The sequence below is a fragment of the Chelativorans sp. M5D2P16 genome (assembly GCF_034427935.1).
Lineage (GTDB): Bacteria > Pseudomonadota > Alphaproteobacteria > Rhizobiales > Rhizobiaceae > Chelativorans.
This window is the reverse complement of the sequence record NZ_JAXQNM010000003.1, coordinates 20131-46653: the sequence shown is the minus strand read 5'-3', so window position 1 is coordinate 46653 and position 26523 is coordinate 20131. Positions and strand designations below refer to the sequence as shown.

Here is a 26523-nt window from a genome sequence, read left to right as displayed (position 1 = left end):
TTCCGGGAGGCGGCTTCTACAACGGGTACTTGTCCTGGGCCGCCAGCCCGCCGGCGGCAAGGCCGAGTGCCATGGCGGCGAAGATGGCAGCGACGGCACGGCCGGGCAGGGCGAGTTCCCACCCGGGGGTCAGGCGCTTCGGCACCACGCCGTAATCGAACGCCGCGGCAAAGGCCGACAGCAGGGAGGCCTCGCCCAGCATGTGCAGCGGGGTTCGCGGCGGCCGGGAAACAAGCCAGCGGGCGAAAGGAAGCGCCCAGAAGGCACACGAAGCGAAGTGGGTGATGAGGGCAGGGGCCGTGTGTGCAAGGTCGGCCCGGCGCACCGCCGCCGCCTTTTCACCATGAAGCCAATGGCTGGTCGCGTTGACGGGCTGCAGCGGATGCTTTCCCGCGCGCCGGGCGGATACCGTCATGGCGGCGAGGGTGGCGAAACCCGCCGCCGTTCCGCAGCAGATAACATACCGCGCAATGGTCATTCGACGCTCCCTTGCAGTCTCTTCGCGTCTCACAACGTCGGCGGGCACCCGACCGTTCCGCACCTTCCGCTTCGCTCGAGGGAACCGAGCCGCCCCGCGTCCGGTTGACACTCCACAGGCTGGCGGCGGGGATAGACAGGCTGGAAGACATCCGGCCTTTTGGCATCCATACTGCGGACGCACATAAGTTCTGGAGAAAGCGCCGTGAGTACAGACTCATCGACCCTGAGCGCAGGCCCGGTCGCCAATGTGGCCACGCCGCGGATCGTCGTCATCGGAGCCGGTTTCGCCGGCCTCGAGGTCGCGCGGGAACTCGGCCGTGCCGGTCTGCCGGTGACACTCGTCGACCGCCAGAACCACCATCTGTTTCAACCGCTCCTCTACCAAGTGGCGACGGCTGCCCTGTCGGCGGCCAATATCGGCGAACCGATCCGCAAGATCCTGCGCCGACATAAAAGCGTGCAGATCCTCCTGGGCGAAGTGACCGATATCGATATCCATGCACGCTCGGTGCTATTGGCCGACGGCACACGGCTCGCGTTCGATTACCTGGTGCTGGCGAGCGGCGCCACGCACGGCTACTTCGGCCACGACGAATGGGCCCGCTTCGCGCCCGGGCTGAAGACGCTCGGCGACGCGCGGCAGATCCGCGCCCGCGTGCTGCTCGCGTTCGAACGCGCCGAACGGGTGACCGATCCGGCCGAGCAGGCGCGGCTGATGACGATAGCGATCGTCGGCGGCGGACCGACCGGGGTCGAGCTGGCCGGTTCCCTCGCCGAGCTTAGCCGCTTCACCCTTGCCCGCGATTTCCGCAACATTCGGCCCGCGACAGCGCGGATCATGCTCATCGAGGCCGGTCCGCTTGTCCTGCCGGGCTTCTCCGAAAAGGCGTCGAACTATGCGCAGCGCCGACTGGAGAAGCTGGGCGTGGAAGTCCACACCGGCACACCGGTAGAGAACATCGCCGAGCGATCCATTACTTTCGGAGGAGAGAGCGTGCCCGTCGGGCTGGTGCTGTGGGCGGCCGGTGTGGCGGCCTCGCCGCTCGCCCGAAAGCTCGGCGTGGAGACGGACAAGTCCGGCCGGGTGCCTGTGGACGAGACGCTGAAGGTGGGTGGTCTCGACAACGTCTTCGCGCTCGGAGACGCCGCCCTCTTCACGGACGAGGAGGGACAGCCGCTGCCCGGCCTCGCCCAGGTCGCCAAACAGCAGGGTACACATCTCGGTCGCAGCCTTGCCGCGCATCTGAAGGATGGTACGCCGCTCAAGCCTTTCGCCTATCACAGCCGCGGCAATACTGCGATCGTAGGCCGCCACGCCGGCATCTTCGAGCAGGGCCGCCTCAAGATGACGGGCTGGACGGCATGGTTCGCCTGGGCGCTGATCCACGTCTATCTGCTCGTGGGCTTCGAGCACCGGCTGATGGTCTCGATGCAATGGTTGTGGCGCTACCTGACCTATGAGCGCGGGGCGCGACTGGTCACCGACGACAGCCTCGACAAAGGCCCGGAGCGTCAGCCGCAGGACAAGGGCGCGGCCGCGCGGAAGTCGGGCGACCACGTCTCTTCCTCCTCCGGCTGAAAGGTACTGCCGGGCCGTAACGGCCGGGTGGGAACACGACAGCCGCCACCCGGTTGGAACGGCATGAGCCGGTCGTCCATTCCCGTCCTTTCCGCCTTCGACAGCAGCGTGGCCGTCCTCAAGGAGGGCTATCGCTTCATCGGCGACCGATGCGATGCGCTGGGCAGCGACATTTTCCGCACCCGCATCATGCTGTCCGACGTCGTGTGCATGCGCGGACCCGCCGCCGCTGAAATCTTCTACCGGAAAGGGCGCTTCACGCGTCGTGGTGCCATGCCGCGCACCGCCCTCGCGCTGCTGCAGGGCCGGGAAAGTGTGCAGATGCTCGACGGGGAGGCCCATCGCCATCGCAAGCACATGTTCATGGAGATGATGAGCGACGGTGCCCTGGCGCGGGCAGCCGATCTCTTCCGCGGGGAATGGGAAGCCGTGATGCAGGATCGGACCGGTCGGCACATCGTCCTTCACGATGCCGTGGGCAGGATGCTGACGCGCACCGCCATCCGATGGTGCGGCCTCGGGCTCAGGGATGCGGAGCCCGAGCGGCGGGCGGAAGAGTTTGCCGCCATGATCGACGGGGCGGGGCGCATCGGTCCCTCCCATGCCAGGGCGCGCCTGTTGCGCCGGCGTTGCGAACGCTGGGCGCGCGGCGTCATCCATGGCGTTCGCAAGGGCCTGCTGCTCCTCGACCACGGCATGCCGGCCGAGCGCATCGCACTTCACCGCGACCCCTCGGGTGACCTGCTGTCACTGAAGACCGCCGCCGTGGAGCTCATCAATCTGTTGCGCCCCATCGTCGCGGTCGGGCGCTTCGTCGTCTTTGCAGCCCATGCCCTTCACACGCAGCCCTCGGCCGCCGGCCGTCTTTCCGCCGACGCGCCGGAGGAGGAGGTGACAGCCTTTGTCCAGGAAGTGCGGCGCTTTTATCCCTTCTTTCCCGTTATCGGCGGCCGCGTGCTGGAGGCCTTCACCTGGCGCGGGCATCAATTCGCTCCCGGCGACTGGGTGCTGCTCGACCTCTACGGCACCAATCACGATCCGGGCGCTTGGACCGAGCCGGAGACATTCGCTCCGGCGCGCTTTTACGATTGGGCGGGAAACGCTTATATGCCCGTCCCCCAGGGCGGCGGTGGATTTCTTACCGGGCATCGCTGTCCCGGCGAATGGCTGACCATTGCGCTCACCGGCGAGGCGGTACGCCGGCTTCTGGCGACGGAGTATCACGTCCCCGCGCAGGATCTGGAGATTCCGATGAACCGCTTCCCGACCGGCCCGCGAGGCGGTTTCGTCATGGAAATCCCGGCCCCCTCGAAATGAACGAGGCCCTGCCTGTGAACTTCACAGGGTTTTGAAGCCCTTCCGTCAAATTCGAACAATCCGTTCAAGGCGCCGTTTACGGGACTTGCCTACAGACGCCACATGCGTGGGCGGGCAACTTCAATCATTGCACGAGCCTCTGTCGTCACGGTGGTCGCCGTCGCCGCAACCTATGCGGTTTTCCTTGCCGCCAGGGGCTTTCTCGGGGTGCCCTACACAAGGCTCGACTTGGTTGAATGCGGTCTCATCCCGGTGGTCGTCGGCTTTCCGATCGCTTCCTACGTCTTCCTGCAGTTGGAAAGGCTACGCGCCGCGCGCGATGCGCTATCGGCCCTGAATGCGGAGATGCAGTCCGCCCATCGCCAACTGAAGGTCGCGCACGAACTGATGGCCTATGCGGCCAGCCACGACAAGATGACCGGGCTGCCCAACCGCGAACGCTTTCTCGACCGCCTGGAGGATGCGCATCGGAACAGCGAAGGGGATGTGCTGCTGATCGTCGACGCCGACCACTTCAAGCAGATCAACGATCGCCTGGGCCACCTCAAGGGGGACGATGCGCTGGTTGAAATCGCCCGTGCCATCCGCAGGTCGGTGCGGGAGAAGGACGTCGTCGGCCGGATCGGCGGAGAGGAGTTCGGTGTCCTCCTCAAGGATGTCGACCTTGCGCAAGCAGCGGAAACCGCCGAGCGGATGCGGCGCGCGGTCGAGCAGATTCCCTGGTGCGCGCCGAACGGACTGAGCAGGGCACTGACCGTGAGCATCGGCGGGGCGGCCCTGCGCGATCACCCGGCCAAGGTCTCCGACGTGCTCAGCCGGGCCGACCGCTGCCTCTACGCCGCCAAGCACAGTGGGCGCAACTGCATCGCCTTTAAATGCTCCATCGGCGAGGTGGCTTGAGCCCGCTCAACCGCTGTTGCTTGCGCTGCGGTTGAGCTGAGTGACGGTGGGAATGCGCAGTGCCTCCCCGGCTTCGGGGTCGAGCCGGTCCGCCAATGCGATCAGCAATGCCTGCGCAAGGCACATCGGCGCGGCAAGGGAACGGGAGAAGGTGTATTCGTCTTCCGGAATCGAGAACTGGACGGTGGCGCACTTGGCAAGCGGCGACAATGTGCTGTCGGAAATGGCGACGATCGGGATGCCGGCCGCGTTGGCTGCCTCGGCAATATTGACCACCTCCTTGGCATAGAAGCGGAAGGAGACGGCGATCAGGCAGTCGCTCGGGCGCATCACCCGCGCCATCTCGGTCGACAGCCCGCCATCGGCGTCGAGCAGCACCGCGCGGCGGCGCAGCATGCTCAAGACATAGCGCATGAATACGGCGATGGGGGCCGAGCGGAGCTGACCGACGATATAGATCGTGTCGGCACCCGCCAGAATGTCCACGGCGCGGTCGAGATCCTCCTCCGGCGTTTCACGCAAGAGGTCCTGGAGGGAGGCGATGTCGCGCGCCACGAGGTTCCCGAGCAGGCTCGCATAGCCGTCCTTGCGGTGCATCTGCAGTTCGGTCTTGAGCGCGCTTACCCGCGCCTCGAACCCCTGTGCGGCCGTGGCGAGCCGGCTCTGGAAAACGATCTGCAGCTCCTTGAACCCCTTGTAGCCGAAGAGTTGGGCAAAGCGCACGAGGCTCGAGGGGTGCACTCCGCCCCGCTCGGCCAGGGCGGAGATGGACTGCATCGCCACGTCGTTCGGATTCTGGGTCACGTAGCGCGCGATCTTCTGGTAGCCGCGGCTGAGCTTCTCGTACCGGTCGTGAATCGCCGCCACGATCTCCTCGTAGCTTTGCGGCGGATTATCGGGCATGACCTCCCCTTCCCGGTGCGTTGCTCGCGCGGCGAACAGTACTTTGCATAACTTGCAATCACGGAAAGTTTGTTGCAACTTCTTTTTGCCGATTGCAAGTGCAGGGACGGAGGCGGCACCATCGGGCGACCGAGTAAATTCGAGAAATGCCGGGCTGAAAAGCGCTCCGGAGGCGGCATTGAATTGCGTCATGGGCCGTACCGGGGGATTTCACCCGCGGGAGGAGGCGATCATGGGTTTGTTGGGTTCGGAAGTCTATCCGCAGGCGGAGCGACGGCTGCGGCTGGGCATGGTCGGCGGCGGGCGCGGAGCGGTGGTCGGCCAGTGGCACGCCTCGGGGGCCCGGCTCTCCGACCGCTGGGAGATCGTGGCCGGCGCGCTTTCCGCCGATCCCGAGACGGCGCGCCGGTCGGGCCGCGACTGGATGCTTTCCGACGACCGGATCTATACCGACTATTCCGGGATGGCCCGCGCCGAGGCAGCACGCGGGGACGGAATCGACGCGGTTGCGATCTGCACGCCGAATTTCACCCACAGGCCCATCGCCGAAGCCTTCATGAGAGCGGGCATAGACGTAATCTGCGACAAGCCCATCACCACCACGCTGGAGGATGCCCGGGCGCTGGCAGAGCTTGCCCGCGAAACGGGTCTCGTCTTCGCCGTCACGCATCCTTATGCGTTTCATCCGATGGTGCGCCAGGCGCGTGAGATGATCGCTCAAGATGCTGTCGGCGAGATCACCCAGTTCACGATCGAATACGCCCAGGACTGGGCCACGGAACCCGACGACCCGGACTTCAAGGCGGTGCAATGGCGCCGCGACCCTGCCAAGGTCGGGCGGGCGTCGGCTACCGGCGACATCGGCACGCACGCGCTGCATCTGCTCGAATTCGTCACCGGCCGGCGGGTCGCGCGGCTGCGCGCCGACTTTCACGTCTGCGGCGCGCCGAAGGCCATGGAGGACACGGCCTTCCTCAATCTCCGGCTCGACAACGACGCCCCGGGCGCCATGTGGCTCACCCAGGCCGCCCCCGGCAACTACTGCGGGCTGCGCCTGCGCGTCTATGGCCAAAAGGGCGGGCTCGAATGGGATCAGGAAAAGCCCGAATATCTGCGCTACACGCCCCTCAACGAGCCGGAGCGGATGATCGTGCGCGGCCACGGCGCCGGCGTGCTGCCTGCGGCGGAGCGGATGGTGCTCCTGCCGCGCGGCCACGGCGAGGCGCTGAGCGACGCCTGGGCCAACCTCTATCGCGAGATCGCCATCGCCGTGGAAGCGCGGCGCGCGGGCAAGGCGCTGCCGGACGGGCTTGTCGCGCTTCCGGGCATCGACGACGGCGTCCGCGGCGTCGCCTTCGTCCACGCCGCCGCAGACAGCAACGAAGCCGGCGGTGTCTGGACCGACCTTTAAGGACAGGCGGGACGGTTCGGCCGTTCCGAAACAATCAGGATTTCAAAGCTTCACCAGGAGAAAACCGCATGCAGCTGGGACTGGGGCTGATCGGCTCGGGCTTCATGGGCCGGACGCACGCCTTCGCCTTCAACAACGTCAATCGTGTCTTCGACCTGCCGGTGAAGGTGCAGCCCGTCATGCTCGCCGATGCGAACGAGACACTCGCCGCGCGCGCCGCCGGCGCGCTCGGCTTCGGCGAATCGACCGGCGACTGGCGGCGTCTCGTGACGGATCCGCGCGTTCACATCGTCTCCATCACCGCCCCCAACGTGCTGCACAAGGAGATGGCGCTTGCGGCGATCGAAGCGGGCAAGCACGTCTATTGCGAGAAGCCGCTGGCGCCCGGGGCAAGCGACGCGGAGGAAATGACCCGGGCCGCCGAGGCAAGGGGCGTCGTGACGGCGGTCGGCTTCAATTACCTGAAGAATCCCATGATGCGTCTTGCCAGGGAGATCATCGACAGCGGCGAGATCGGCGAGATCCGCGCCTTCAGCGCCATCCATGCCGAGGACTACATGATGGATTCGGAAGCGCCCTGGACCTGGCGGCTGGACCCGGCCGGTGGCGGCGGCGCGCTGGCCGACCTCGGCAGCCACTTGATCGCGGCGGCACGTTATCTCGTGGGGCCGGTCGCGGAGGTCTGCGGCGAGGTGGCGACGCTGGTGCCCACGCGCCCCGACGCCCCGGGCTCCGCCCGCCGCGTGCCGGTGGAGGTCGAGGATGTCGGCCGCGCCTTCCTGCATTTCGAGAACGGTTGCAATGGTGTCTTGGAGGCCAACTGGCTGGCCGGCGGGCGCAAGATGCGACAGGATTTCGAGATCACCGGATCGAAAGGCTCCATCGCCTATTGCGGCGAACGCATGAACGAGCTCGAGCTCTACGTCGCCTCGGGCCAATCCGGCCGCGCGGGTTTCCGCAAGATCCTGTCCGGCCCCGCCAACGAGCCTTACGGCGCCTTCTGCGTGGCGCCGGGCCACCAGCTCGGCTTCAACGACCTGAAAGCCATTGAGGCCCGCGACCTCCTGCGCGCGATCGCCGGCGAAGAGACGGGCCACGCCGATTTCCGCGAGGGGCTGGCAGTGCAGCGCACGCTGGAGGCGATCTATCGGTCGGCGGAAAGCCGAAGTTGGGAGACGGTGGGGTAGGCAGACAAGGTGGAACCGAGACCGGCAAATCGCCCTCACCCTCGTCCTTCGACAGGCTCAGGATGAGGGTGAGGGCTGGGGTCGGCGCTACCCATCAATGTCGAAGCTGGCAGGGCGCTGAAATGCCTTCGCTCCCATCCTCGCCTTCAGGCTCAGGATGAGGGTCAGGCTGGGGTCGGCGCCATCCGTCGATATCGAGACTGGCAAGACGCTGAAATGCCTCCGCCCTCATCCTGAGCCTGTCGAAGGACGAGGGCGGAGGCACACGCCATGCGTTTACCGCGCTCTAAAAAGGTGGCGGCGCGAATAGCTCGTCCGATCCGGAAGGTGGCTCTCCAGGTGCCCCGCCGGCCATATGCGCGGGCGCGCGGACCTTCCGCGTCACATCGTGAAATTCATAAAGCGTGCCGTCATTCGGGAAGGCGAAGATGCGGTCGGCAAGCAGCGGGAAATCGCCGCCGAAATAGCTGTTGAAGAGCACCCGGTAGCTGTTCACGGGCGTGATGTCCGGGCGCAGCAGCCGGTAGTCTCCGTTGGGGAAATAGTACGCGTTGAGGATACCGGTCTTGATGCGCAGTTCCTCGGTCGAAGCCTGTTGCCACGGCACGCGGCCGTCGCGCTCGGGGAAGGGGCCTTCGTCCGCCTGGATCAGGATGATCGGAGGCTCCCGGTCTTCGCCCTGCAAGGTGGTGACGATCTCCTCGATGATGCGGTTGGCATAGGCGACCTGATCGATGAAGCCCTGCCTGCTGCCGCGCTCGGCCGACTCCTTCTGACCAAGGCAGCGCCCGTCGGCGGCGAAGGGGTACGGCCCATGCGGCACGAGGAAGTGCGCGAAGACATAGACCGGCTCTTCGCGCGGGCCGATGGCCCTGATCTCCTCCACCTGGCGCGCGACGCGCTGGCATTGGGCGTTGTCCCAGTCGAGGCGCATGGTGAGCGGGGTGTCGGGCAGGGCGTGGAAGAGGGGCTTCAGCATCGTGCGGCGCAGATAGAGCATCCCGAACTCGCTGAAGCCGTGCGGACGGTTCTCGTCGGCCAGCGGGTTGTGGAATGTGCCGACCCACCAGGAGCCGAACTGGATGAAATCGTAGCCGCGCGCCTTCAGGAAACGTGCCACGCGGTGATCGTCCAGCATCTTATAGATTGGATGCCAGTTGGCGCCGGTCGCGCGGCCGTCGTCCGCCAGCACGTCGAGATAATCCATGTAGAAGGTCGAGGCGAGGGAATGGCCGGTCTTCTGGTAATTCGAATTGCTGGCATGGGCCACATAGAAGCCGTGCTCTTCCAGGAACTTGACGATGGCACTGTTATCCAGACCGTAGTGCCGCGCCAGGACCTCTTCCGAAGCATAGCGGTCGAAAACGAAATGGTAGATGTCCGGCGGGCGCGAGGCTTCAGCGTTCGCCGGGAGATGCTGCTGCATTTCAGCATAAGCCCGATCCCCATCGTAGGCCGCGCGCGCCTCGCCGTGGCGCCACTCATAGGACGCAGCCTGCCAGGCGGGCGTGATGAAAAGCACCAGCGCAATGCCGTTCAGAACGCTGTGGCTGAAGCGCGTGATCCTGCGCAACCGCAGGGCGGCCACGGTCACGACCGCAAGCACGAGGAGCGCAACGGGCAGGGAGCGCAGCATGGAATAGCCGCCGTCGAGCAGCCCGTTCAAGCGCCCGAACAGGTCGGCATAGAAAAGAACGCCCGCGACCCAGATGCTGGCGATCACCGCACCGGTGGCGTCGAAGCGCCGGCGGAGTGCCGAAACGGCAAGGTAGAGAACGAGCGCGAAGGCGAGCGAGCCGAGGAGCGAGGGCGCGATATCCGCCGGCGAAGCATGGTTCAGGTTTCGCACCCACAGCGCGAAGACGGCCGCCGCGGCAAACAGAAAGGGATGAAGCGGATAGGTGCGATCCCAGAGGCCGGCAGCTCTGCTTTCGCGCATTGCGTGTGGCCCGTCAGCCATCGGCGCACTCTCCTCCCCCGCGCGCGACAACTGCTTTCCGGCGGGAATTACTCGGAAAATCGGCTCACCTTCGTGACCGACCGCGTGTATATGACGAATTTATGTCACTTTCTTGAAGCAACAAGGAACAGTCTCGGCTCGGCTACGTTGAAAACCGTCAACCCTGTCCGCCACTGTTGGACGAAAGGCAGCCTGATGCGCGTGAAAATTTCATCTTCTCTTCATCTCGCAACCCTGTCGCTTCTCTTCGTGGGCATGTCCGCATCCGGCGCCCACGCCTATCTCGATGCCGGCACCGGCAGTATGATCCTTCAGGTCCTGCTCGGCGGTATTGCCGGGCTGCTGATCGCCGGCAAGCTCTACTGGTACAGGTTCCTTTCCCTGGTCGGCATCAGGCGGGAGCAGGGCCAAGCCGGGGAAGCCGAGGACGAGCGCAAGGCCCGCCCGCAGATACGGCCCGATAGGTGAACGAAGCACGGCCGCAACGCCCGCCGGGTTCGGCCCCGCCGGCGAGCGGCGGAGGCGCGAGCTCGGTTCCTTCGGACGGCGCGGGCGAACCAGAACCCGGCTCTTACCGCGATCGCAACGGTGCCGTCTTTTACCGCGACGGACGCGTCTTCCGCTTCCTGAGCAACCGCGCGCTCGAAAACTGGCGGCAATTGCAGCAAGCGTCCTTCTTCAAGCGCCTGTCGCGCGAAGGCCATATCGTCGAGACGCGCGAAGCGGACCCGGAAGGGAAAGGGATCGGCCTCGACCGTTGGGCCGGCCTTCTGGAGCACGCGCGGATCCCCTACGTCTCCTATCCCTACGAGTGGACCTTCGGCATGCTGAAGGACGCCGCGCTGCTTCATCTCAAGCTGATGCGCGAGGCGCTCGCCGACGGCATGATCCTGAAGGATTCGTCGGCCTACAACGTCCAGTGGGAAGGTGTGCACCCGGTCTTCATCGACGTGCCGTCCTTCGAGCCGCTCCGGCAGGGCGAACCCTGGGTGGGCTATCGCCAATTCTGCGAGCTGTTCCTCTACCCGCTGATGCTCGCCGCCTACAAGGGCATCGACTACCGGCCCTGGCTGCGCGGACAGATCGACGGCATTCCGTCGGGCCAGATGCGCGCGGTGATGTCGAAACGCGATCTCCTGCGCCCGGGCGTGCTCCTGCACGTGATGGCGCAGGACGCGCTGCAAAAGCGCTATACGGGCGGCGGCAACGTGCGCGGCGCGCTGGCGGAAGCCGGTTTCGACAAGGCGCTGATCGAGCGCAACGTGGAAAAGCTCACGGCGCTGGTGACGCGGCTGGAGCCCGCCGGCACGAAAACCACGTGGGCCGACTACGACCGCACCCATTCCTACGAAGAAGCGGAACTCGAAAAGAAAAAGGCATTTGTCCGCAAGGCGGCGGCCAGGCGGCGCTGGCGGCTCGCCTGGGATCTCGGCGCGAACACGGGCACCTTTTCCCGGATTGCCGCCGAACACGCCGATTACGTGGTGGCCATGGACGGCGACTGGATGGCGATCGAGCATCTCTATCAGCGTGGAAAGGCGAGTTCGGACGGACGCAGGATCCTGCCGCTGGTCGTGAATCTCGCGGATGCCTCGCCCAACCAGGGCTGGCGCGGCGTGGAGCGCAAGGGCCTCGCCGAGCGCGGCCGGCCGGACCTCACCCTTTGCCTGGCGCTCGTCCATCACATCGTCATCAGCGCCAACATTCCGCTGGCCGACTTCATCGGCTGGCTGGCGGGACTTGGCACGGCAGTGGTCATCGAGTTCGTGGGCCGCGAGGACGAGATGGTGCAAACGCTCCTGGCCAATCGCGAGGACCAGTACGACGACTACACGCTTCAGACCTTCCGTGCATTGTTGGCCGCCCATTTCGAAATCCGCGCCGAAGCGCCGCTGAAGGGCGGCAAACGGCACATCTTCTTTGCCGAGGCGAAGAAGGGTGAGTGACGTGCAGCGTCCGGAAAGGCGTTCTCACGTCGGGCGTGCGAGCCGTTTCTCGTAGCGCCACACTTCAAGCGGAAACGGGCCAGTCGACGTTTCCGCTTGATTGACCACCGTGCCGGCCAGGCGCCAGCCGCTCTTTTCATAAAACCGCGCCGCGCGCTCGTTGCCGATCGCGCAAGCGAGCCATGCCGTCTCGACGCCGGACCCGGCGAGCCGTGCCTCCGCGTCGGCAATCAGTGCCGCGGCGACACCCGAGCCTCGTGCCTCGGGGCGACACGAAAAGCTGATACAACTCCTCACCCTTCAGGACGCTGAAGCCGACGGGAGCACCGGGCGGGCCGGCAACGCGGGTATCCGAAAGTGCCGCCTGCAACCGCTCTCGAAAGCTCTCGAGGGTGCGGAGGCGCGTGAGATGTGGCGGCAGCAACGGCGCATGCGTCTCGTGCCAGCCCTCATGCCACAACCGCGCGAGATGATCGATCTCGGCGGCGTCGGCGGATCTTATTTGCATCACCGATACACCGTCAGGTCTGTAGCAGGGATGTTGGCTCACATGCTGTCACATATCCAAGAGGGCGACAATCGGCATCCGTGCCTTGCCGCAGGGCAAGGGCGAAGGCGCGCCTCGCCGATTCCGTCTTAATTCATCCCGCTGCCAGGAGCCACAGGCCGGCCGCGAGCAGGGCTACCCCGGCGGCGCGGGAAAGAAGCCTGCCCGCGGGCACGATCTTTTCCAGCAGCACGAAGATCGCGATGGCGGCAATCCAGGCGATGTTCATGACACCACCCACGAAGAGCAGGGCCATCAGCATCCAGCAGCAGCCGATACAGTAGAGGCCGTGCCTGAGGCCGAGCCGCAACGAGCCGGGAACATCGCGCCGAAACCCGCCATGCTGCTGGATGAAATGCAGCGGAGACTGGCAGCGGCTCAGGCAGACGTCCTTCTGCGGCGTCCACTGGTAGAGGCCGGTGGCCATCAGCAGAAGGCCGCTGAAGCGCGCACTGGCGCTGCTCATGGTCGGGCTTAAGAGGAGCGCACTTTCAAGCGCCCACTGGCAGACCGTCGCCGCCAGGGAGAAAACGCCCCAGGCGAGAAGATAACCGGCGACGAACACCCCGGTGGCCGCCAGCGGTTTGCCCTGCGCGGCGGCCTGCCGGCCGACCCGCGCGTAGATGAGGATCATCGGCGTGACGGACGGGCTCATCATGCCGATCATCATGACGAACCACATGATGAACATGAAGCCGAATTCGGCCGGGGACCACATTGCCAGCCCCGGTGCCATGACACCGCCCGGCATTGGGTCGCCGCCCATCGCGGGCATCCCCATGCCCGCCATGGAATCGGCGAGCCAGAGAAGATACGCCCAGGCGAGGACCGTCAGCAGCGCCAGCGCGCCGGCGACGATGACCCTGTCGCGACGTAACAGGGATTCGAGTGCGGTCTCGCGCATCGGATCAGTGGACGACGCCGGCGCCCGTCATGTTGAGGCTGGCGAAATGGGCGTGCGAATCCTTGAGCGATATGGAGATCGGCCCTTGCGTCTCGCCCCAGCCCCTGCCGACCTCGCACGTGTCGTACTCGAATCCGTGCGGCAGGGTGATGCGTGCGCGATGCTCCTCACCCGAGACGGGATTCTGGATGGGCTCGCCCCGGCCTTCGACCAGGCCCGGAACGTTCACCCGCGCCATGCGCGCACCCGGATCAACCTCGAAATCGATTCGCGTGAAGACCGGGTCGTGGATCTTGTCGAAGGTCGTCGAGAAAACCTGGAAGAAAGTGGCGCCCGGCTCGGTATCCTCGCCGCTCATGATGCGCAAAAGCGCCTCCCGCTGTTCCTCGCTCGCCCGCTCATCGACGATCGGAACGACCTCGCCGCCGCCCTCATGGATGGCGCCCGGCCAGCGTACGACGATGCCGATATTCAGCCCGTCGAGCTTCGTATCCCCATGGTGGCCCTCCCGGATCTTCACGAAGCCGATGGCCTGACAATCCCCGTGGGTCGGCAGAGAATTGAACTGGCAGGGGCAGCCATACGCACAATTGCAGTGGATGAATTCCTGGCCCTTGATGGCCCATTGAACATCGCCCATTTTTTCCTCCCTCGCGCGAACAGGAAACCTGGTCGAGCGTGCCATTGTGCTCCTCCAGGCCTTGTTTAGCGACTACACCGTAAGCGGTAGAAGCCTCCCAAGAAGGGACCAAGCGGGACGTGGCGAACCCCGCTGCACGGACAAAAAAAAGCACCCGCCGGGGGAGGAGGACCGGCGGGTGCTCTTTAAGTCGGCCAGCACTTGGGAGGAGGAGAGCGCTGACCGCGCTCGACGAAGTTGGGAGGAGGAAAACCCCGTCGAGAACTTGACCCCTACATAGTCCGCGTCCGGGGACGTTTAAAGGGCTCGAATGCATATCTGCCTTGCATTTTTGTGCAGTGCGGCATTCGGGCGCGCCCCGGTCTTCTCAAGGTTCGGAATAACCGACCGCCTCGAGCACCAGCCGTCCCTGCCGCGGGTCTTCGCTGAACAGGAGACCGCCTTTCTGCCACGAGTGCGCCGGCACGTAGTCAAGGGTCACACGGCCGGTTTCGAACGTTTCGCCGCCGCGTTCGATCCGGCCCTCGACCTCCACGCCCGCAGCCGTGGCGCCGCCGCGGTTCACGGCGCGGAAGATCACGCGGAATCCGTCGCCGGCCGGTTCGATCGTCTCCGCCACGACTTGGAGTTCCGGACGCGTCGATGTCGCGGTGAGGGCCTGGTAGAGGACGAATCCGATCATCGCCAGGACGAGGAGCGCCGAAGCGGCACCGATCACCCATTCCAGAATGTGAGGGCGCTCGTCCTGCGGTCGCCCTTTCGCGTGTGCGCGGCCCGTCTGTTTTGTGCGCTGCTCCATTCGCGTCCGCCTCAGATGATCAACCGTGCCGCGGCCGCGCCGATGGCCGCGGGGAAACCGAGAACGACCACCGACATCAGGATCTGCACGAGCGAAACGTCATCGGTCCGGCCAAACGTCCATAGGGTGTACAGGCTGATGAGCGACGCAATCGCGTATCCCGCGACCGTGAAGCGCAAAAAAGCGCTCCACCACGGTGTGCCGGGCGGCAGGGCGGGATCACTGCCCTTGAACTCCACCGCATAGACGAAGGCGTGCATCAGCAGCATGGAAAGCACGATCAGCGCCAGCGCGTGCCATTCCGTCATCTTGTAGGAGATCAGTACCATTTCTTCCGTAGGCGCCACGTTGAGGCCCAGAAAAAGCGCGCCCACTGCCATGAGGAAAAGCTCGCTGGCGTAGCTCGCCTGCTCCGTGCCGCCCTCGGGACGGGCTTTGCCGCCGCCGAGCTGGCTGCGGCCGAGCAGTGCACCGATGCTGGCCGGCACGGACTGGACGGCGATCTTGCCGACAAACTCTCCGGGCGGCATGGCCAAGGTGATGATGCCGAAGACGCTCAGAGCGACAAAGCTGGAGACGATACCGATTGCGTAGGCGACGGCCATGTCGCGCAGGTCGTCACGCCAGAAAAACGTCTCCTCGAAACCGGCATAGTGGGAAAGGATCGTCAGAAGCGGCAGGTTGAGAATCAACAGCAGTGCCAGGCGGAAGCGGTCCATGTAGAAGCCCAGCCACCACATCTCCATGGTCATCAGCATCGGCAGGCTGAAGATCAAGGCCCCGCCGAAGCCGCGGCCGAGCCCGACGAGGATCTTGCGTTGCGGCGAGGCAGGTGCCGGCGTCTGGCCGGCACCTGCTGCCTGGCGCTGTGTCACCATGGCGCGTTCTACCGTCTCATTACTTGGCCTGCAGCGCCTCCTCGTTGGCAACCTTGTCGGCGACCTTGGTCAATGCCTCGTCGGTTTTGATCTCCTCGCTCAGAGTCTGGTCGAGCAGCTTCACCGCATCGTCCATCTTCATGAGCTGCGCCCAGCGCTTCAGCGTACCGTACCGCGAAATCTCGTAATGCTCCACGGACTGCGCGGCGGCTACGAGGCCCGCATCGATCGCCGGCGCGCCCTTGTACTCGTCGAGAATCTCGGCGCCTTCCTCGATGATCCCGTCGATGGCCGGACAGGTCTTTCCCTTGGCGGACTTGCCGATGATCTCGAAAACCTGCTCGAGACGCTCGACCTGCGCTTCCGTCTCGTCCCGGTGCTTCTCGAACGCCCGGCGCACTTCCTCCGACTCCGCGCCGCGCGCCATCTTCGGCAGCGCCTTCAAGATCTTCTTTTCCGCGTAGTAGATGTCTTTCAGGGTGTCGTGAAAGAGGTCGTTCATCGTCTTCTGTTTTTTGGCCATGGCCGGAACTCCTGAAGGGGCGCTGCTGTGCATCGCCGTTGCAAGACGCTGCCACACCACGGGTGGGAAGCCTTGCGGGAAATATTCCGTATGGGCAAAGGTTCCTGGACCGGGCGAGAAAAGATGCTCTCCGGACCGTTCAGGCCGCTTCCACCCGGCGGGACGCCGTTGCGGCAATGTTGCATGCCACCCACCTGCGCACATAGGCGTTGGCCTTGCGGGCAAGCCCGGTGTTCAGCCGGTTGAAGGCATGCGGCGCCTCCGGCACAACGACGCGCTCGACATTGACGTTGGCGCTTTGCCACCGCTCGGCCATCTGCAGCGTGTCGTCCAGAAGCGGATCGAGAGCCCCCACCAGAAAGAGGGCCGGCGGCAGATCGCGCAGATCGGCGTAGAGCGGGGAGATGTCCGGTCTGCGCCTTTCCGCCTCACTGCGGTCTGCCGTCAGACGCTTGAGGTTGCTGAACGCGGATGGGCCGTGCAGCACCAGCGTCTCCGGTCCCGCCGCGCGCAGGCTTCGGCTGCCCGACAGGTCGAAGACGCCGTAAAACAGCACCGCCCCCGCAATCTTTGCCTGCAGTCCGCGGTCACGCATGGCGAGCAGCGTGCAGGCGGCGAGGTGCGCGCCGGCCGACTCACCGCCGATGACAATGCAGTCGGTGCCGAATTCGCGCACGCAGTTCTCCACAAGCCAGAAGGCCGCATCCCGGCAATCGCGGATGCTGAGGTCGAGCCGGTTGTCGAGGGCGAGATGATAGTCGACGCTGACGACCGCCATGCCGCACTCCACGGCGATCATCGCATTGCAGGGGTCGTCACAGCGCGCGTTGCCGACGATCCAGGCGCCGCCATGAATGTCGAGATAGATACCCCTCGGCGGCCCGTCAGGCCTCAGTATGCGCAGCGAAACGCTGTTTCCCCCATATTCGACATGGCGGGTCTCCACGGTGACGCCGAGCCTTTTGAGATAAGACTGCGGCTTCATCTGCATGACCTTCATGGCGCCCTGCATGAGCGCCGCCTTGATCCTGCCCCGCGGCCTGAACTTCGGCATCCAGGCGAGCTTCCGGTTCAGGCGCTTGGCTTCGGCAATGTCGGAGGGGTGGAGGTCAAGGGACATGACGGCGGCAGTTTCGTTCGGCGCAGTATTATGATCATGCAAAATTCTTTTGAAGCCAATACCGGACGCTGCCGCCGCGCGCGCCCGGTCGCGTGAGCGGCAAAGCCCGGTTTGCGTGTGCACCGGCTTTAATGTTTCGCCGTCGCCTCGGTTGCCTCGCGGGCGAGAAACTTTTGCGTGAGGTCTTCCAAATGGTCCTCGAGCCATTTGGCCATGGCCTTCTCTTCCTCCAAAATTTCCTCGCAGACGCGTTGCACTTCCGGTTCTCCAGCCTGCTTGGCGGCCCCGACCAGCATCCTGTAGCTGGCGATTTCCATATGCTCGAAGGTGTAGCAGGCGAGCACGCCCTTGGCGATTTCATCACTGGTGAAGATCCCGCTGATGCCCTGGCCGAGACCCATCAGCTTGGTGCCTACGGCCTTGAGCATCGAGGTATCGGAACCAAGACTCTTGAGGCATTCCTCGACCCGCGCGCTCTGCCGCCGCGTCTCGTCGATGTGTTGTTCGATGCGGGCCTTCAGTTCGGGGTAGTTCTCGATACGCCTGTCGAGATTGCTGAGCATGGTAATGGCCTGCTCCTCGGCCGCGTGGGCATCTTTCAGCCACGATAACAGATGGTCTCTGGGATCCGGCATCATCGGTCTCCATTATTTTGACGGCTGTCCAATCGACGGCGGGCGGAAATGTTCCCAGCTTCATTCGCCGTCATTGTCATGCACGCCGAACAGGCTCAGCACCACGAGGCTCGTGAAATTCACGAGGCTCAGAACGAGGGCGATATTGGCACGGCCGAACCCGACAGCGACCCCGATCGCACCGGCGTTCCAGATGCTGGCCGCGGTCACCAGGCCCCTGATGCTGGTTCCGTGCTTGAGGATTGCGCCGCCGCCGATGAAGCCGATGCCGGTGACAACGCCCTGCAGGACACGGGCCCGCGCCTCGATGTTTTCGGCTGCCGACGTATCGATGATAATGGCGAAGCCGCAGGAGGCGACTGCCACGATGGGCAGCGTGCGAAATCCGACGCTGTGGTGACCCTTGCCGCGTTGCCAGCCGATGGGCAGCGCCAGCACGAATGCAAGCAGCACCAGGGCAACGTCGCTGGCCAGTTTCTGGAGATCGAATCCGAACTCGGGCACGCGCCGACTCCGAAACTGCGCCTCACCTCAACGCGGGCTCATCGTCTCGGAGGCGCGGGCATACCCGGGCACCCTCCGGGTGGTCAGGCCCGCGGCGATCTCGACCAGGCCCACGATCAGGTGCGGCCAGAACACCGTGTCCGCAAAGCCGAAGAGCCAGGGCGAAACGGCCAGGATCGCGCCACCGGCGATGTCGAGACCGAGGTGAATTGGCATGGGGATCATTGCCGAGACACCCAGCTCATAGTCCGTGAGCAGGCTGTAGGCGATCAAGCCGAGCCCGAGAATAATCGGCACCCATTGGGCGGCACCGCCATTGGCAAATCCGAGGAGCCACGGAGCGATGATCAACAGGATGCCGATGAGATAATCGGCGATTCCATGTGTTCTGGTCGAAATGAACCTCATTTTTGCGGTCTCCATCCGTTGCCCGAAGACCCAACAACCGACAAACGGCCAAGTTCCCGGGTTTTCAACCGCTCAATGCGTCGCTTGCCTGGACTGTGCGCCGCGAATCATGAAACCCTTCGATTTGCGGCGGACCTTCACGGTACCCGCGGGGCCGGTCTCAACGCCCCTCACTCCCGGGGGCGCCGGCCCCTTTTTCGCACGGAGGGAATGGGCGTTTCATATATCGGTACGGCGGGGCAGGGAGGATTTCTTCTGCTCCTCGAGGCTCGGCGGCGCGTCACCGTCCCAGCCACGCAGTTCGCTTCGCCCTGTCTGTGCGAGCTGTATCGCCCGCTCCAGCTCTTCGAGTGCCAATCGCGCGGGCCTGTCGTCTTCCGCTGTGCGGTCCGCACTCTCCTGGATCCGCATTTCCGCCCGCTTGCGCAACGCATCGACGGCCGCCTCGCCGCCGGTCTCGACAAGCTGGCGCACCGCCGCGCACAGAAGGAGGTCGCCGAACATTTCGGCGGAACGGGAGCGCAGCAGCGGAAACTCTTCCGGGGGCGTGGCTTGCCGTTCATCCATCGTGCCTATCCTCACCGCTCCAATCAGCCGGCCACTAGGGCAGGGTGCGCTCACATTCGTTCGCTTGGGTGCTCTATCTATTTGTTTTGGCTGCATTTGTGCCACGCCAAGTGAGTCCACTTGGCTGCAAAATGCTCTATCCCGGCCCGCACACGAGACCTATCCCGGTCGGGTTCCCACCCAACCGAACAGGTCCTTGCATTGTTCCGCGTGGGATGGGGAGTTGCGCATCAAAGAGCTATTGAGTCCCCTTCGCGCCCTGGCGCCTATTCCTTCAAACAGGCTGCAGCGCGCGGATGCGGCGGTAGGTGAAGGCGGCATCCTCGTCCGCCTCTTCGGCCAGCGCCAGCACACGCTCGTGGAGCGGCGACTTGGAGCAGACAGGATCGGTGGCCGCTGCGTCTCCGGCGATCGCCATCGCCTGGCAGCGGCAGCCGCCCCAGTCGATCTCGCGCCGCTCGCAGCTGCGGCAGGGCTCCTGCATCCAGTCCGTTCCGCGGAAGGCGGTGAAGGCGGGCGAATCCGCCCAGATCTCGGAAAGCGACCGCTCGCCGAAACGCTCGAAGGTAAGCGTCGGGATCGTCTGCGCGGAATGGCAGGGCAGCACCGTGCCGTCCGGGGCCACGGCGAAGGCATCGCGCGCCCAGCCCCCCATGCAGGGCTTGGGGTAGATGGCGTAGTAGTCCGGCGGCACGAAATCGATGTTGAGCACCCCGCGCAGGCGGATACGGGCGGCCTCGACGATCTCGATCTCGCGTTCGATCGCCGCGCGGCTGGGCATCAGGGCCTTGCGGTTGAGCAGCGCCCAGCCGGAGAACTGCACATTTGCGATCTCCAGCCTTTCGGCGTCGAGGGTCAGCGCAAGATCGATGAACTCCTCCACCTCCTCGATATTGTGCCGGTGGATCGGCGCGTTGACGGTGAGCGGCAGGCCGGCCGCACGCACGTGCCGCGCCGTCTCGATCTTCTTTTCGAGCGCGCCCTTGTAATGGCCGATGCGCTCCGCCGTCTCGGACCGGGCGCCCTGGAGGCTAAGCTGCACATGGTCGAGCCCGGCATCGGCCAGCGCCTCGATGCGCTGTGCCGAAAGGCCGACACCGGCGGTGATGAGGTTACTATAGACGCCGCGCGCGGCGAGCCTTGCAACGATCTCTTCCAGATCGCGCCGCAAGGTCGGCTCCCCGCCGGAAAGGTGCACCTGGAGCACGCCCATATCCGCCGCCTCGTCGAACAGATCGAGCCAAGGGCCCGTCTCCATCTCGCGGTTGGCCTTCATCAGCTCCAGCGGGTTCGAGCAATAGGGACACTGCAGCGGGCAGCGGTGCGTCAGCTCCGCCAGCATGGCGATCGGGGGCAGGAGAGGGGCGTTCATGACAGCCTCACAAGCAGATTGTCCGACCATTCCTGCAGAAAGGCCAGCACGTCGTCCTCGACGTCCTCCTCCTCCGCGTCGTATTCGGCGGCGAGCGCCTGGACGATGGCGCGCACCGAAGTCTGCCCGTCGCAGCGGCGCAGGATGTCCACGCCGATTTCGTTGGGCCAGAAGATGCGCTCGGGCGAAAGCACGGCCCAGGCCTGGCGAACGGGGTCGAACTGCAGGCGGACATGCCGCGGCAGGACGGGGCGTGCGCGGCGGGTAACGACGGCCCTTTCGCAAAGCACTTGCATCACGGCTCCTCCGGCCGGAATGCCCCCGGCGGGATATGACCCTTTTCGCCATAGGAATGCATCAGTGCGTCCAGCATAGACCACAACACATCACACTTGAAGACGAGGGCGTCGATAACCGCCTGCTGCTTTTCCGGCGTGTCGGCACGCTCCAGCACATAGGCGAGCGCGAATTCCGCGTCACGCGGCGCCTGGCCGAGACGTGGCTTGAAATAGGCGAGCGTCTCTTCGGTGATGTAGTCGTATCTGGCGAGCATGGCCGGCACCCGCTCGCCGATGATGACGGGCGAGAAAAGCTCGGTGAGCGAGGAGGCCACCGCTTCCAGGAGCGGCCGTTCCGTGCAGAAGGAGAGGTAGGCCCCGACCGCAAAGCGGGTGGCGGGCAGGGCACGGCGCTTGCTCTTCACCATTTCCGCATCGACCCCGAGACCGGTTGCGAGCTTCAGCCAGCGGGCGATACCGCCGCTCCAGCCGTCATCGCCGTCATGGTCCTCGATGCGCGTGCGCCAGGCGGCGCGGAAGGCCGGATCGTCGCTGCGCGCCAGGATCATGGCGTCCTTGCGCGGAATGACGGCCTGATAGCAGTAGCGGTTCAGCGCCCAGGCCTGCATCTGGCCCTTCGTCAGCGCGCCCTCGGTCATCAGCCGGTGGAAGGGATGCCGGTTATGGTAGCGCTCGGCGCCGACCTGGCGCAGCACCTCTTCGAGCTCTCTTGCCGAGAGCCCGTTTTGCGCTGCGTTGGCGAAATCCGTCAAAGCGTTATCTCCATGCCGTCGTGGGCGACTTCCCAGCCGGCCGCCGTCACCGCCCGGCGCTCGCGCGACGCCTCATCGAGGACGGGATTGGTGTTGTTGATGTGGACGAAGACGCGGCGCCCGATCGCCACCTCAGCAAGCCCGGCGATCGAGCCGTTCTCGCCGGACATGGCGATATGGCCCATGCGCGCACCCGTCTTCCGCCCGACGCCGGCCGTGATCATCTCGTCGTCGGTGTAGACCGTGCCGTCGAAGAGCAGGCAGTCGGCGCCGTCGAGCCGGCGCAGGAGATCCGCACTGATGCGCGCGCAACCGGGGATGTAAAAAGCGGCGGCGTCCGCCTCGCGCGAGCGGATCCTGAGCGCGATCGTGTCGCCCTCCTCGGACCCGTAATCGGCGTCCGGACGGCTCAAATCCTCCAGATAAAGCGCCACCTTGCCGGGAACAGCAAAGCCTTCCACCGTAAGCCCGGTGGGCACATCGGCCGCGTCGCGCAGATCGCACGCGCCGTCGGTGGCAAGTTCGCGGCGCGGCACGATGGCCGGATCGAGTACCTTGAAAATAGGGTTCTCCTCGAGCACGTCCAGCACGCGCCGCGTGGCGTAGAGCGCGAAGGGCTGTCGCTCGCGCAGGCTGAGCAGCCCGGCGATGTGGTCCACATCGGCGTTCGTCAGCACCACCGCGGCGATCGGCGTGGCCCGCAGCGGGCCGTCCGCGGCCGGCTGCAGTTCGGGCGTTTCGGCGATCTGCTGCCGGATGTCGGGTGAAGCGTTGAAGAGAACCCAGCGCTTGCCGTCGGCCGAGGCGGCGAGGCTCGACTGGGTGCGTGCGCGCACGCTCTGGGCGCCGGTTCGCGCGGCGCGGCTTAGCCGGTAATTGCAGTTCCACTGGGGAAAGCCGCCACCCGCCGCCGATCCGATGATCTTGAGGCGCATCCTTCTCCGTTTCGCGAAAAGAGCAAAGACCGCTTGGCACCCACGGCGCAGTACGCCATTGACGCCAAGCGCAGGACCTTCCCTCTGCGAGAAAATGCGCGTGCCCTCACGGGCACGCGCACCGCAGCTTACTTCTTGGGAGCGATCTCAGCCGGGAGATACCGCGAGATTTCCATGCCGGCCGGCACCTGGCACATGGAAGGTTTCTTCCAATTCTTCTTCATGAGTTTCCTCCTATTGCTGGCGACCGAAGTCACCGGTTGCTTGCCGCCACTGCAGAGCACCTTTGCAATAGCGGGTCCACTTCCTCGCAAAAATGGACAAATGAATATATAGGTTCTCAAACATTATAAAACAAACACCGTGCGCGCTCACCTCCTTTTCACATGGTCCCACATTACTGGGTAATCGCTTGATTTTGCTCATCCAGCAACGGGACGTTATATTCGAGCAGAATGCGGTTGATCTCGTCCTGATTGTCCCGGATGAACCGGTTGAGCGTCCGCTTCCATTCCTGGTCCGAGGGCCGCACGCCCATGGTGATGCGGTAAGTCATCCGCGAACCGGTTTGTTCCTTGACGAGGGGCACCATAACGAGGTCGGCATCCGCCTGTTTCACGTAATAGCCCGCCATCGGCCCCCAAACCGCGGCCGCGTCGATCTTGCCCTCGACAAGGTCCGCGACCATGGTTTCGGCGACACTGGGCGCAAAGCGCGTGTCCACCATCAGCGGGTAGACCTTGGCGTTTTTCATCAGCCCCGCCGCGGCGATGTTGCTGGACGGCGGCGTGCCCTGGACAATGCCGATCCGCTTGTCTGCAAGCTTGCCGTCCTCGATCGTTTCCACGCCGTCGAGGCCGTCACCCTTCTTGTAGATCAGCACATAGGCGGAGCGGTAATATGCGTTCGTGTTCTGCACGAGCTCGTCGCCCTGGGCATAGCCCATGATCACGTCGCAGCGGTTGGACCGCAGCGTGTTGCGCACGAAACCGGTCGCCATCGGGAACCATTCGTAGCGGACGCTCTCGCGCCCGAGCTTCTCGGCGACCAGCTCGGCGAGCTTGTTTTCGAAACCCTCCTCGCTTTCGTCCGTGAAGGGCATGTTGGAGGGATCCGCACAAACGCGCAGGTGATCCGGGTCGACCAGCTCCCACGCCGCGTTCGGCCCGGCCGCCCGGGAAGCGGTCGCCCCGAGGGCAACCGCCGTCGCCAGAACGGGCAGGCAGAGCGTCACGGCGATGCGGGAGAGCCTGCGGTCCGACACGGTCATCCCTCCATGCAGCTTGCTTCAAATTCTCGGGCGGCCTCGGGCTTGTCCTCCTTCTTGGGAGGCCGCCCGCGCGGGATGCCGCCCACGGCCCGCGCCCTGAGATAGACGTAGATGTCGTCCATGAAGCAGTAGACGTTCTTGTTGTCGCCGAAGGCCGGCATGACGTTTTCCTTGCCGGCGCCGAGATCCTTGCGACCCTGTGCTACCACCGACAGGAAAGTGCCGTAATCCATCCTCTTCAGCGAATCGACGAGGGCAGGTGCATAGGACGATCCCACGCCGTCGGGCCCGTGGCAGGTATGGCATTCGCCATGATAGCGGCGGTATCCGCTGTAGGTGTACCAGTCAACCGTTCCATCGTCCTGGATGTTGAAGGTCGGGACGCCGTTCGCGTCGAAATACTTGCCGTCTTCCTCGCTCACGGCCGCCGCCTTCTCCTTGGTGTCCCGACCGTCCTGGCCGTGGGCGACACCCAGGGTGAGCAATGTGGCGGCGAAGGCCGAGAGTGCGATACGAACTGCCATTGAGGACCTCTTGTTCAGCCACTGGCACTGCGCACGTCGTTCCGGCGCAGAGGGGGCTCCCTATCTCGCTTGTCTTGAGGTGGGAGAGCCCGGATACGGCACCGGTGCGATCCGAACTCTCCCGATTTACTGCCCCTTGCGGGACCGTTCATTTCGGTCTGCCGGATCAGTCCGGAAGGCCGAACACCGTCAGCTGACCACCCAAGGTGGTGTAGTCGGCCAGCGCGGCATAACCACCGACCGCGCCGAGGCCGGCGGTTCCGATCGCCGTTTCCTCATCGGTCGGAGCCCGCTCGCCGGCCACAGCCGTCTGCCAGGCTTCAGCGCCTTCGGCTTCCAGCAGGCCGCCGGCCAGGCCGATACCGGCCCATCCGCCGACACCCGACAGCACCGCGATGTACTGCTTGCCGTCGTGCTCGTAGGTGTTGATGTTGCCGATGATGCCGGAGGGCGTCTTGAACCTGTAGAGCTCGTTGCCTTCCGTATCGACGGCCTTGATGTAGCCTTCGAGCGTGCCGTAGAAAACCACGTCGCCGGCCGTGGCGAGCGCACCCGACCACACCGAGAAACGCTCGGGGATCGACCAGACGATCTCACCCTTGGCAGCGTCCCAGGCGATGAAGTTGCCCATGCCGCCATGGCTGTCGGGCGTGGGATACATCGACACCGTCGCGCCCACATAGGGCTGTCCGGCCGTGTAGCTCACCCGGTAGGGCTCGTAATCCATGCAGACATGGTTCGTCGGCACGTAGAAGAGACCGGTCTTGGGCGAATAGGCCGCCGGCTGCTGGTCCTTGGTTCCGAGGGCCGCCGGGCAGATACCCGTCGTGTTGGTGTCCTCGCCGTTATGCTGTGTCGAATACTCCGGCACCACCTGCGGACGCCCGTACTGGTCGCTGTCGCGATCCATTTCCACATGGGTCGCCCAGTTGACCGTCGGGTCGTACTTCTCGGCTACGAGAAGCTCGCCGGTCTCGCGGTCGAGCGTATAGGCGAAGCCGTTGCGGTCGAAGTGCACCAGCACGTTGCGCGACTCGCCGTCGATCTCCATGCCGTCGACAAGGATGTTCTCGTTGACGCCGTCGTAGTCCCACTCGTCGTGGGGCGTCATCTGGTAAACCCACTTGGCCATGCCGGTATCGGCGTCACGCGCGAAAATGGTCATCGACCAGGCGTTGTCGCCGGGGCGCTGTACCGGGTTCCACGTCGAGGGGTTGCCGGTGCCGTAATAAACGAGGTTGAGCTCCGGATCATACGCGTACCAGCCCCAGGTGGTCCCGCCACCCTGTTGCCACTGGTCGCCTTCCCACGTGGCAATGCCGGAATCGACTCCGACCGGCTCGCCCAGATGCGTGGTGTTCTCCGGGTCCATCAGCGTCTCGCTGTCAGGTCCCGTCGAATAGGCGCGCCAGGCCTCGGACCCGTCGGCGAGATTGTAGGCCGTGAAATGGCCGCGCACGCCGAACTCACCGCCGGAGATGCCGACATAGACCTTGTCGCCGACGACCATCGGCGCGGACGTTCCCGATTCGGCCAGGCTGCCGTCGGTCTGCTCGCCGTTCTGCACTTCCCAGGCCACCTCGCCGGTCTCGGCATTGAGGGCGACCAGCGTCGTATCGGCCTGGTACTGGAGAATCAGCGCCGGGCGATCGCCTTCCGCAGGTGCGTAGGCAACGCCGCGGTTGACCGTGTCGCAGCACATGATCGGAATGACGTCGGAATTCTGCTCCGGCTGGTATTTCCACAGGATGCGCCCGTCCTCGTTGAGGTCGAGGGCGTAGACGATGTTCGGAAACGGCGTGTTGAAGTACATCACGTCGTCGACGACCAACGGTCCTCCCTCGTGGCCGCGCAGAACACCTGTGGAGAAGGTCCACTTCACCTGCAGGTCCGAGACATTGTCCTTGTTGATCTGGTCCAGCTCCGAATAGCGGGTGTTGGCATAGTCACCCGTCGGCATCACCCAGTTCTTGTCGTCGCCCGACATCTGCTGAAGCTGTTCATTGGCCTGGGCTCCAAAAGCGAAGGAACAGGCCAAAGCCGTCACAGTCAGCGGAATGAGGGCATTTCTCTTGAGTACACGCATGAAATCCTCCCGACGTTCACAGACCACAATCGCGTGTGACTCCTCCCAGGAGGCACGTCTGCGATATTGTGAGGGGA

At 64.8% G+C, this 26523-nt stretch carries 28 protein-coding genes; 7 read left to right on the top strand and 21 right to left on the bottom strand.

Annotation, left to right across the window (positions count from 1 at the left end):
- Positions 1 to 16: 16 nt before the first annotated feature.
- Positions 17 to 478: a hypothetical protein gene (locus SIN08_RS01025; protein ID WP_322449618.1), complete on the bottom strand. Its 462-nt coding sequence runs from the start codon at positions 476 to 478 to the stop codon at positions 17 to 19.
- Positions 479 to 682: 204 nt separating this feature from the next.
- On the opposite strand from SIN08_RS01025, the gene SIN08_RS01020 reads away from it, so the two are divergent.
- The 3 genes from SIN08_RS01020 to SIN08_RS01010 all read left to right on the top strand — a co-directional run bounded on the left by SIN08_RS01020 (position 683) and on the right by SIN08_RS01010 (position 4276).
- Positions 683 to 2059, top strand: a complete 1377-nt coding sequence (locus tag SIN08_RS01020) for an NAD(P)/FAD-dependent oxidoreductase (RefSeq protein WP_322449617.1) — start codon at positions 683 to 685, stop codon at positions 2057 to 2059.
- 63 nt (positions 2060 to 2122) lie between these two features.
- The gene (locus SIN08_RS01015) at positions 2123 to 3376 is read left to right on the top strand and encodes a cytochrome P450 (protein WP_322449616.1); all 1254 of its coding nucleotides are present in this window, start codon (positions 2123 to 2125) and stop codon (positions 3374 to 3376) included.
- A gap of 102 nt (positions 3377 to 3478) precedes the next feature.
- A complete protein-coding gene (locus tag SIN08_RS01010) occupies positions 3479 to 4276 on the top strand; it encodes a GGDEF domain-containing protein (RefSeq protein ID WP_322449615.1) in 798 nt (265 codons plus the stop codon).
- A 6-nt stretch (positions 4277 to 4282) separates the two neighbouring features.
- On the opposite strand, the gene SIN08_RS01005 is transcribed toward SIN08_RS01010, so the two are convergent.
- Positions 4283 to 5179: a MurR/RpiR family transcriptional regulator gene (locus SIN08_RS01005; RefSeq protein WP_322449614.1), complete on the bottom strand. Its 897-nt coding sequence runs from the start codon at positions 5177 to 5179 to the stop codon at positions 4283 to 4285.
- Between the two features lie 232 nt (positions 5180 to 5411).
- On the opposite strand from SIN08_RS01005, the gene SIN08_RS01000 reads away from it, so the two are divergent.
- Both SIN08_RS01000 and SIN08_RS00995 read left to right on the top strand, forming a co-directional pair.
- Positions 5412 to 6590, top strand: a complete 1179-nt coding sequence (locus SIN08_RS01000) for a Gfo/Idh/MocA family oxidoreductase (RefSeq protein ID WP_322449613.1) — start codon at positions 5412 to 5414, stop codon at positions 6588 to 6590.
- 68 nt (positions 6591 to 6658) lie between these two features.
- Positions 6659 to 7777, top strand: coding sequence for a Gfo/Idh/MocA family oxidoreductase (locus tag SIN08_RS00995; RefSeq protein ID WP_322449612.1), 1119 nt, complete (start codon positions 6659 to 6661; stop codon positions 7775 to 7777).
- 286 nt (positions 7778 to 8063) lie between these two features.
- On the opposite strand, the gene SIN08_RS00990 is transcribed toward SIN08_RS00995, so the two are convergent.
- On the bottom strand, positions 8064 to 9737 hold the full coding sequence (locus SIN08_RS00990; RefSeq protein WP_322449610.1) for a sulfatase-like hydrolase/transferase: 1674 nt from the start codon (positions 9735 to 9737) through the stop codon (positions 8064 to 8066).
- 72 nt (positions 9738 to 9809) lie between these two features.
- Between SIN08_RS00990 and SIN08_RS00985 the strand changes: the two genes are divergently transcribed.
- Positions 9810 to 10205, top strand: a complete 396-nt coding sequence (locus tag SIN08_RS00985) for a hypothetical protein (protein WP_322449609.1) — start codon at positions 9810 to 9812, stop codon at positions 10203 to 10205.
- On the top strand, positions 10202 to 11683 hold the full coding sequence (locus SIN08_RS00980) for a hypothetical protein (protein ID WP_322449608.1): 1482 nt from the start codon (positions 10202 to 10204) through the stop codon (positions 11681 to 11683). The genes SIN08_RS00985 and SIN08_RS00980 overlap by 4 nt, the downstream gene beginning before the upstream one ends.
- A 24-nt stretch (positions 11684 to 11707) precedes the next feature.
- Here SIN08_RS00980 and SIN08_RS00975 read toward each other — a convergent pair whose 3' ends face one another.
- The 18 genes from SIN08_RS00975 to SIN08_RS00890 all read right to left on the bottom strand — a co-directional run bounded on the left by SIN08_RS00975 (position 11708) and on the right by SIN08_RS00890 (position 26446).
- A complete protein-coding gene (locus tag SIN08_RS00975; protein ID WP_322449607.1) occupies positions 11708 to 11980 on the bottom strand; it encodes a GNAT family N-acetyltransferase in 273 nt (90 codons plus the stop codon).
- Between the two features lie 344 nt (positions 11981 to 12324).
- Positions 12325 to 13134 carry a DUF2182 domain-containing protein gene (locus tag SIN08_RS00970; RefSeq protein WP_322449605.1) on the bottom strand — a complete coding sequence of 270 codons (810 nt, stop codon included), beginning with the start codon at positions 13132 to 13134 and terminating at the stop codon, positions 12325 to 12327.
- Positions 13135 to 13138: 4 nt separating this feature from the next.
- On the bottom strand, positions 13139 to 13774 hold the full coding sequence (locus SIN08_RS00965) for a DUF1326 domain-containing protein (protein WP_322449604.1): 636 nt from the start codon (positions 13772 to 13774) through the stop codon (positions 13139 to 13141).
- A 367-nt stretch (positions 13775 to 14141) separates the two neighbouring features.
- Positions 14142 to 14573 carry a TIGR02588 family protein gene (locus tag SIN08_RS00960; protein WP_322449603.1) on the bottom strand — a complete coding sequence of 144 codons (432 nt, stop codon included), beginning with the start codon at positions 14571 to 14573 and terminating at the stop codon, positions 14142 to 14144.
- 11 nt (positions 14574 to 14584) lie between these two features.
- Complete coding sequence (locus SIN08_RS00955; protein ID WP_322449602.1) at positions 14585 to 15451, bottom strand: TIGR02587 family membrane protein; 867 nt, start codon at positions 15449 to 15451, stop codon at positions 14585 to 14587.
- A 19-nt stretch (positions 15452 to 15470) separates the two neighbouring features.
- Entirely contained in the window at positions 15471 to 15974 is a 504-nt protein-coding gene (locus SIN08_RS00950; RefSeq protein WP_322449601.1) for a ferritin-like domain-containing protein, read from the bottom strand.
- A gap of 139 nt (positions 15975 to 16113) precedes the next feature.
- Positions 16114 to 17094, bottom strand: coding sequence for an alpha/beta hydrolase (locus SIN08_RS00945; RefSeq protein WP_322449600.1), 981 nt, complete (start codon positions 17092 to 17094; stop codon positions 16114 to 16116).
- Positions 17095 to 17222: 128 nt separating this feature from the next.
- Positions 17223 to 17729, bottom strand: a complete 507-nt coding sequence (locus SIN08_RS00940) for a ferritin-like domain-containing protein (protein WP_322449882.1) — start codon at positions 17727 to 17729, stop codon at positions 17223 to 17225.
- Positions 17730 to 17789: 60 nt separating this feature from the next.
- Positions 17790 to 18233, bottom strand: coding sequence for an MgtC/SapB family protein (locus tag SIN08_RS00935; protein WP_322449599.1), 444 nt, complete (start codon positions 18231 to 18233; stop codon positions 17790 to 17792).
- Positions 18234 to 18260: 27 nt separating this feature from the next.
- Positions 18261 to 18641 (bottom strand): SPW repeat domain-containing protein, encoded by a 381-nt coding sequence (locus SIN08_RS00930; RefSeq protein ID WP_322449598.1) that lies wholly within the window; start codon positions 18639 to 18641, stop codon positions 18261 to 18263.
- A 219-nt stretch (positions 18642 to 18860) separates the two neighbouring features.
- Positions 18861 to 19208, bottom strand: coding sequence for a hypothetical protein (locus SIN08_RS00925; RefSeq protein ID WP_322449597.1), 348 nt, complete (start codon positions 19206 to 19208; stop codon positions 18861 to 18863).
- A 274-nt stretch (positions 19209 to 19482) separates the two neighbouring features.
- On the bottom strand, positions 19483 to 20580 hold the full coding sequence (pqqE, locus tag SIN08_RS00920) for a pyrroloquinoline quinone biosynthesis protein PqqE (protein WP_322449596.1): 1098 nt from the start codon (positions 20578 to 20580) through the stop codon (positions 19483 to 19485).
- Complete coding sequence (pqqD, locus tag SIN08_RS00915) at positions 20577 to 20876, bottom strand: pyrroloquinoline quinone biosynthesis peptide chaperone PqqD (RefSeq protein ID WP_322449595.1); 300 nt, start codon at positions 20874 to 20876, stop codon at positions 20577 to 20579. Before pqqD ends, pqqE begins: the two co-directional genes overlap by 4 nt.
- Positions 20876 to 21631: a pyrroloquinoline-quinone synthase PqqC gene (gene pqqC / locus SIN08_RS00910; protein ID WP_322449594.1), complete on the bottom strand. Its 756-nt coding sequence runs from the start codon at positions 21629 to 21631 to the stop codon at positions 20876 to 20878. The genes pqqD and pqqC overlap by 1 nt, the downstream gene beginning before the upstream one ends.
- Positions 21628 to 22566 carry a pyrroloquinoline quinone biosynthesis protein PqqB gene (gene pqqB, locus SIN08_RS00905; protein ID WP_322449593.1) on the bottom strand — a complete coding sequence of 313 codons (939 nt, stop codon included), beginning with the start codon at positions 22564 to 22566 and terminating at the stop codon, positions 21628 to 21630. Before pqqB ends, pqqC begins: the two co-directional genes overlap by 4 nt.
- A 397-nt stretch (positions 22567 to 22963) precedes the next feature.
- The gene (locus SIN08_RS00900; protein ID WP_322449592.1) at positions 22964 to 23836 is read right to left on the bottom strand and encodes a substrate-binding domain-containing protein; all 873 of its coding nucleotides are present in this window, start codon (positions 23834 to 23836) and stop codon (positions 22964 to 22966) included.
- Positions 23833 to 24360, bottom strand: coding sequence for a c-type cytochrome, methanol metabolism-related (locus tag SIN08_RS00895; RefSeq protein WP_322449591.1), 528 nt, complete (start codon positions 24358 to 24360; stop codon positions 23833 to 23835). The genes SIN08_RS00900 and SIN08_RS00895 overlap by 4 nt, the downstream gene beginning before the upstream one ends.
- Before the next feature lie 166 nt (positions 24361 to 24526).
- A complete protein-coding gene (locus SIN08_RS00890; protein ID WP_322449590.1) occupies positions 24527 to 26446 on the bottom strand; it encodes a methanol/ethanol family PQQ-dependent dehydrogenase in 1920 nt (639 codons plus the stop codon).
- Positions 26447 to 26523: the final 77 nt, after the last annotated feature.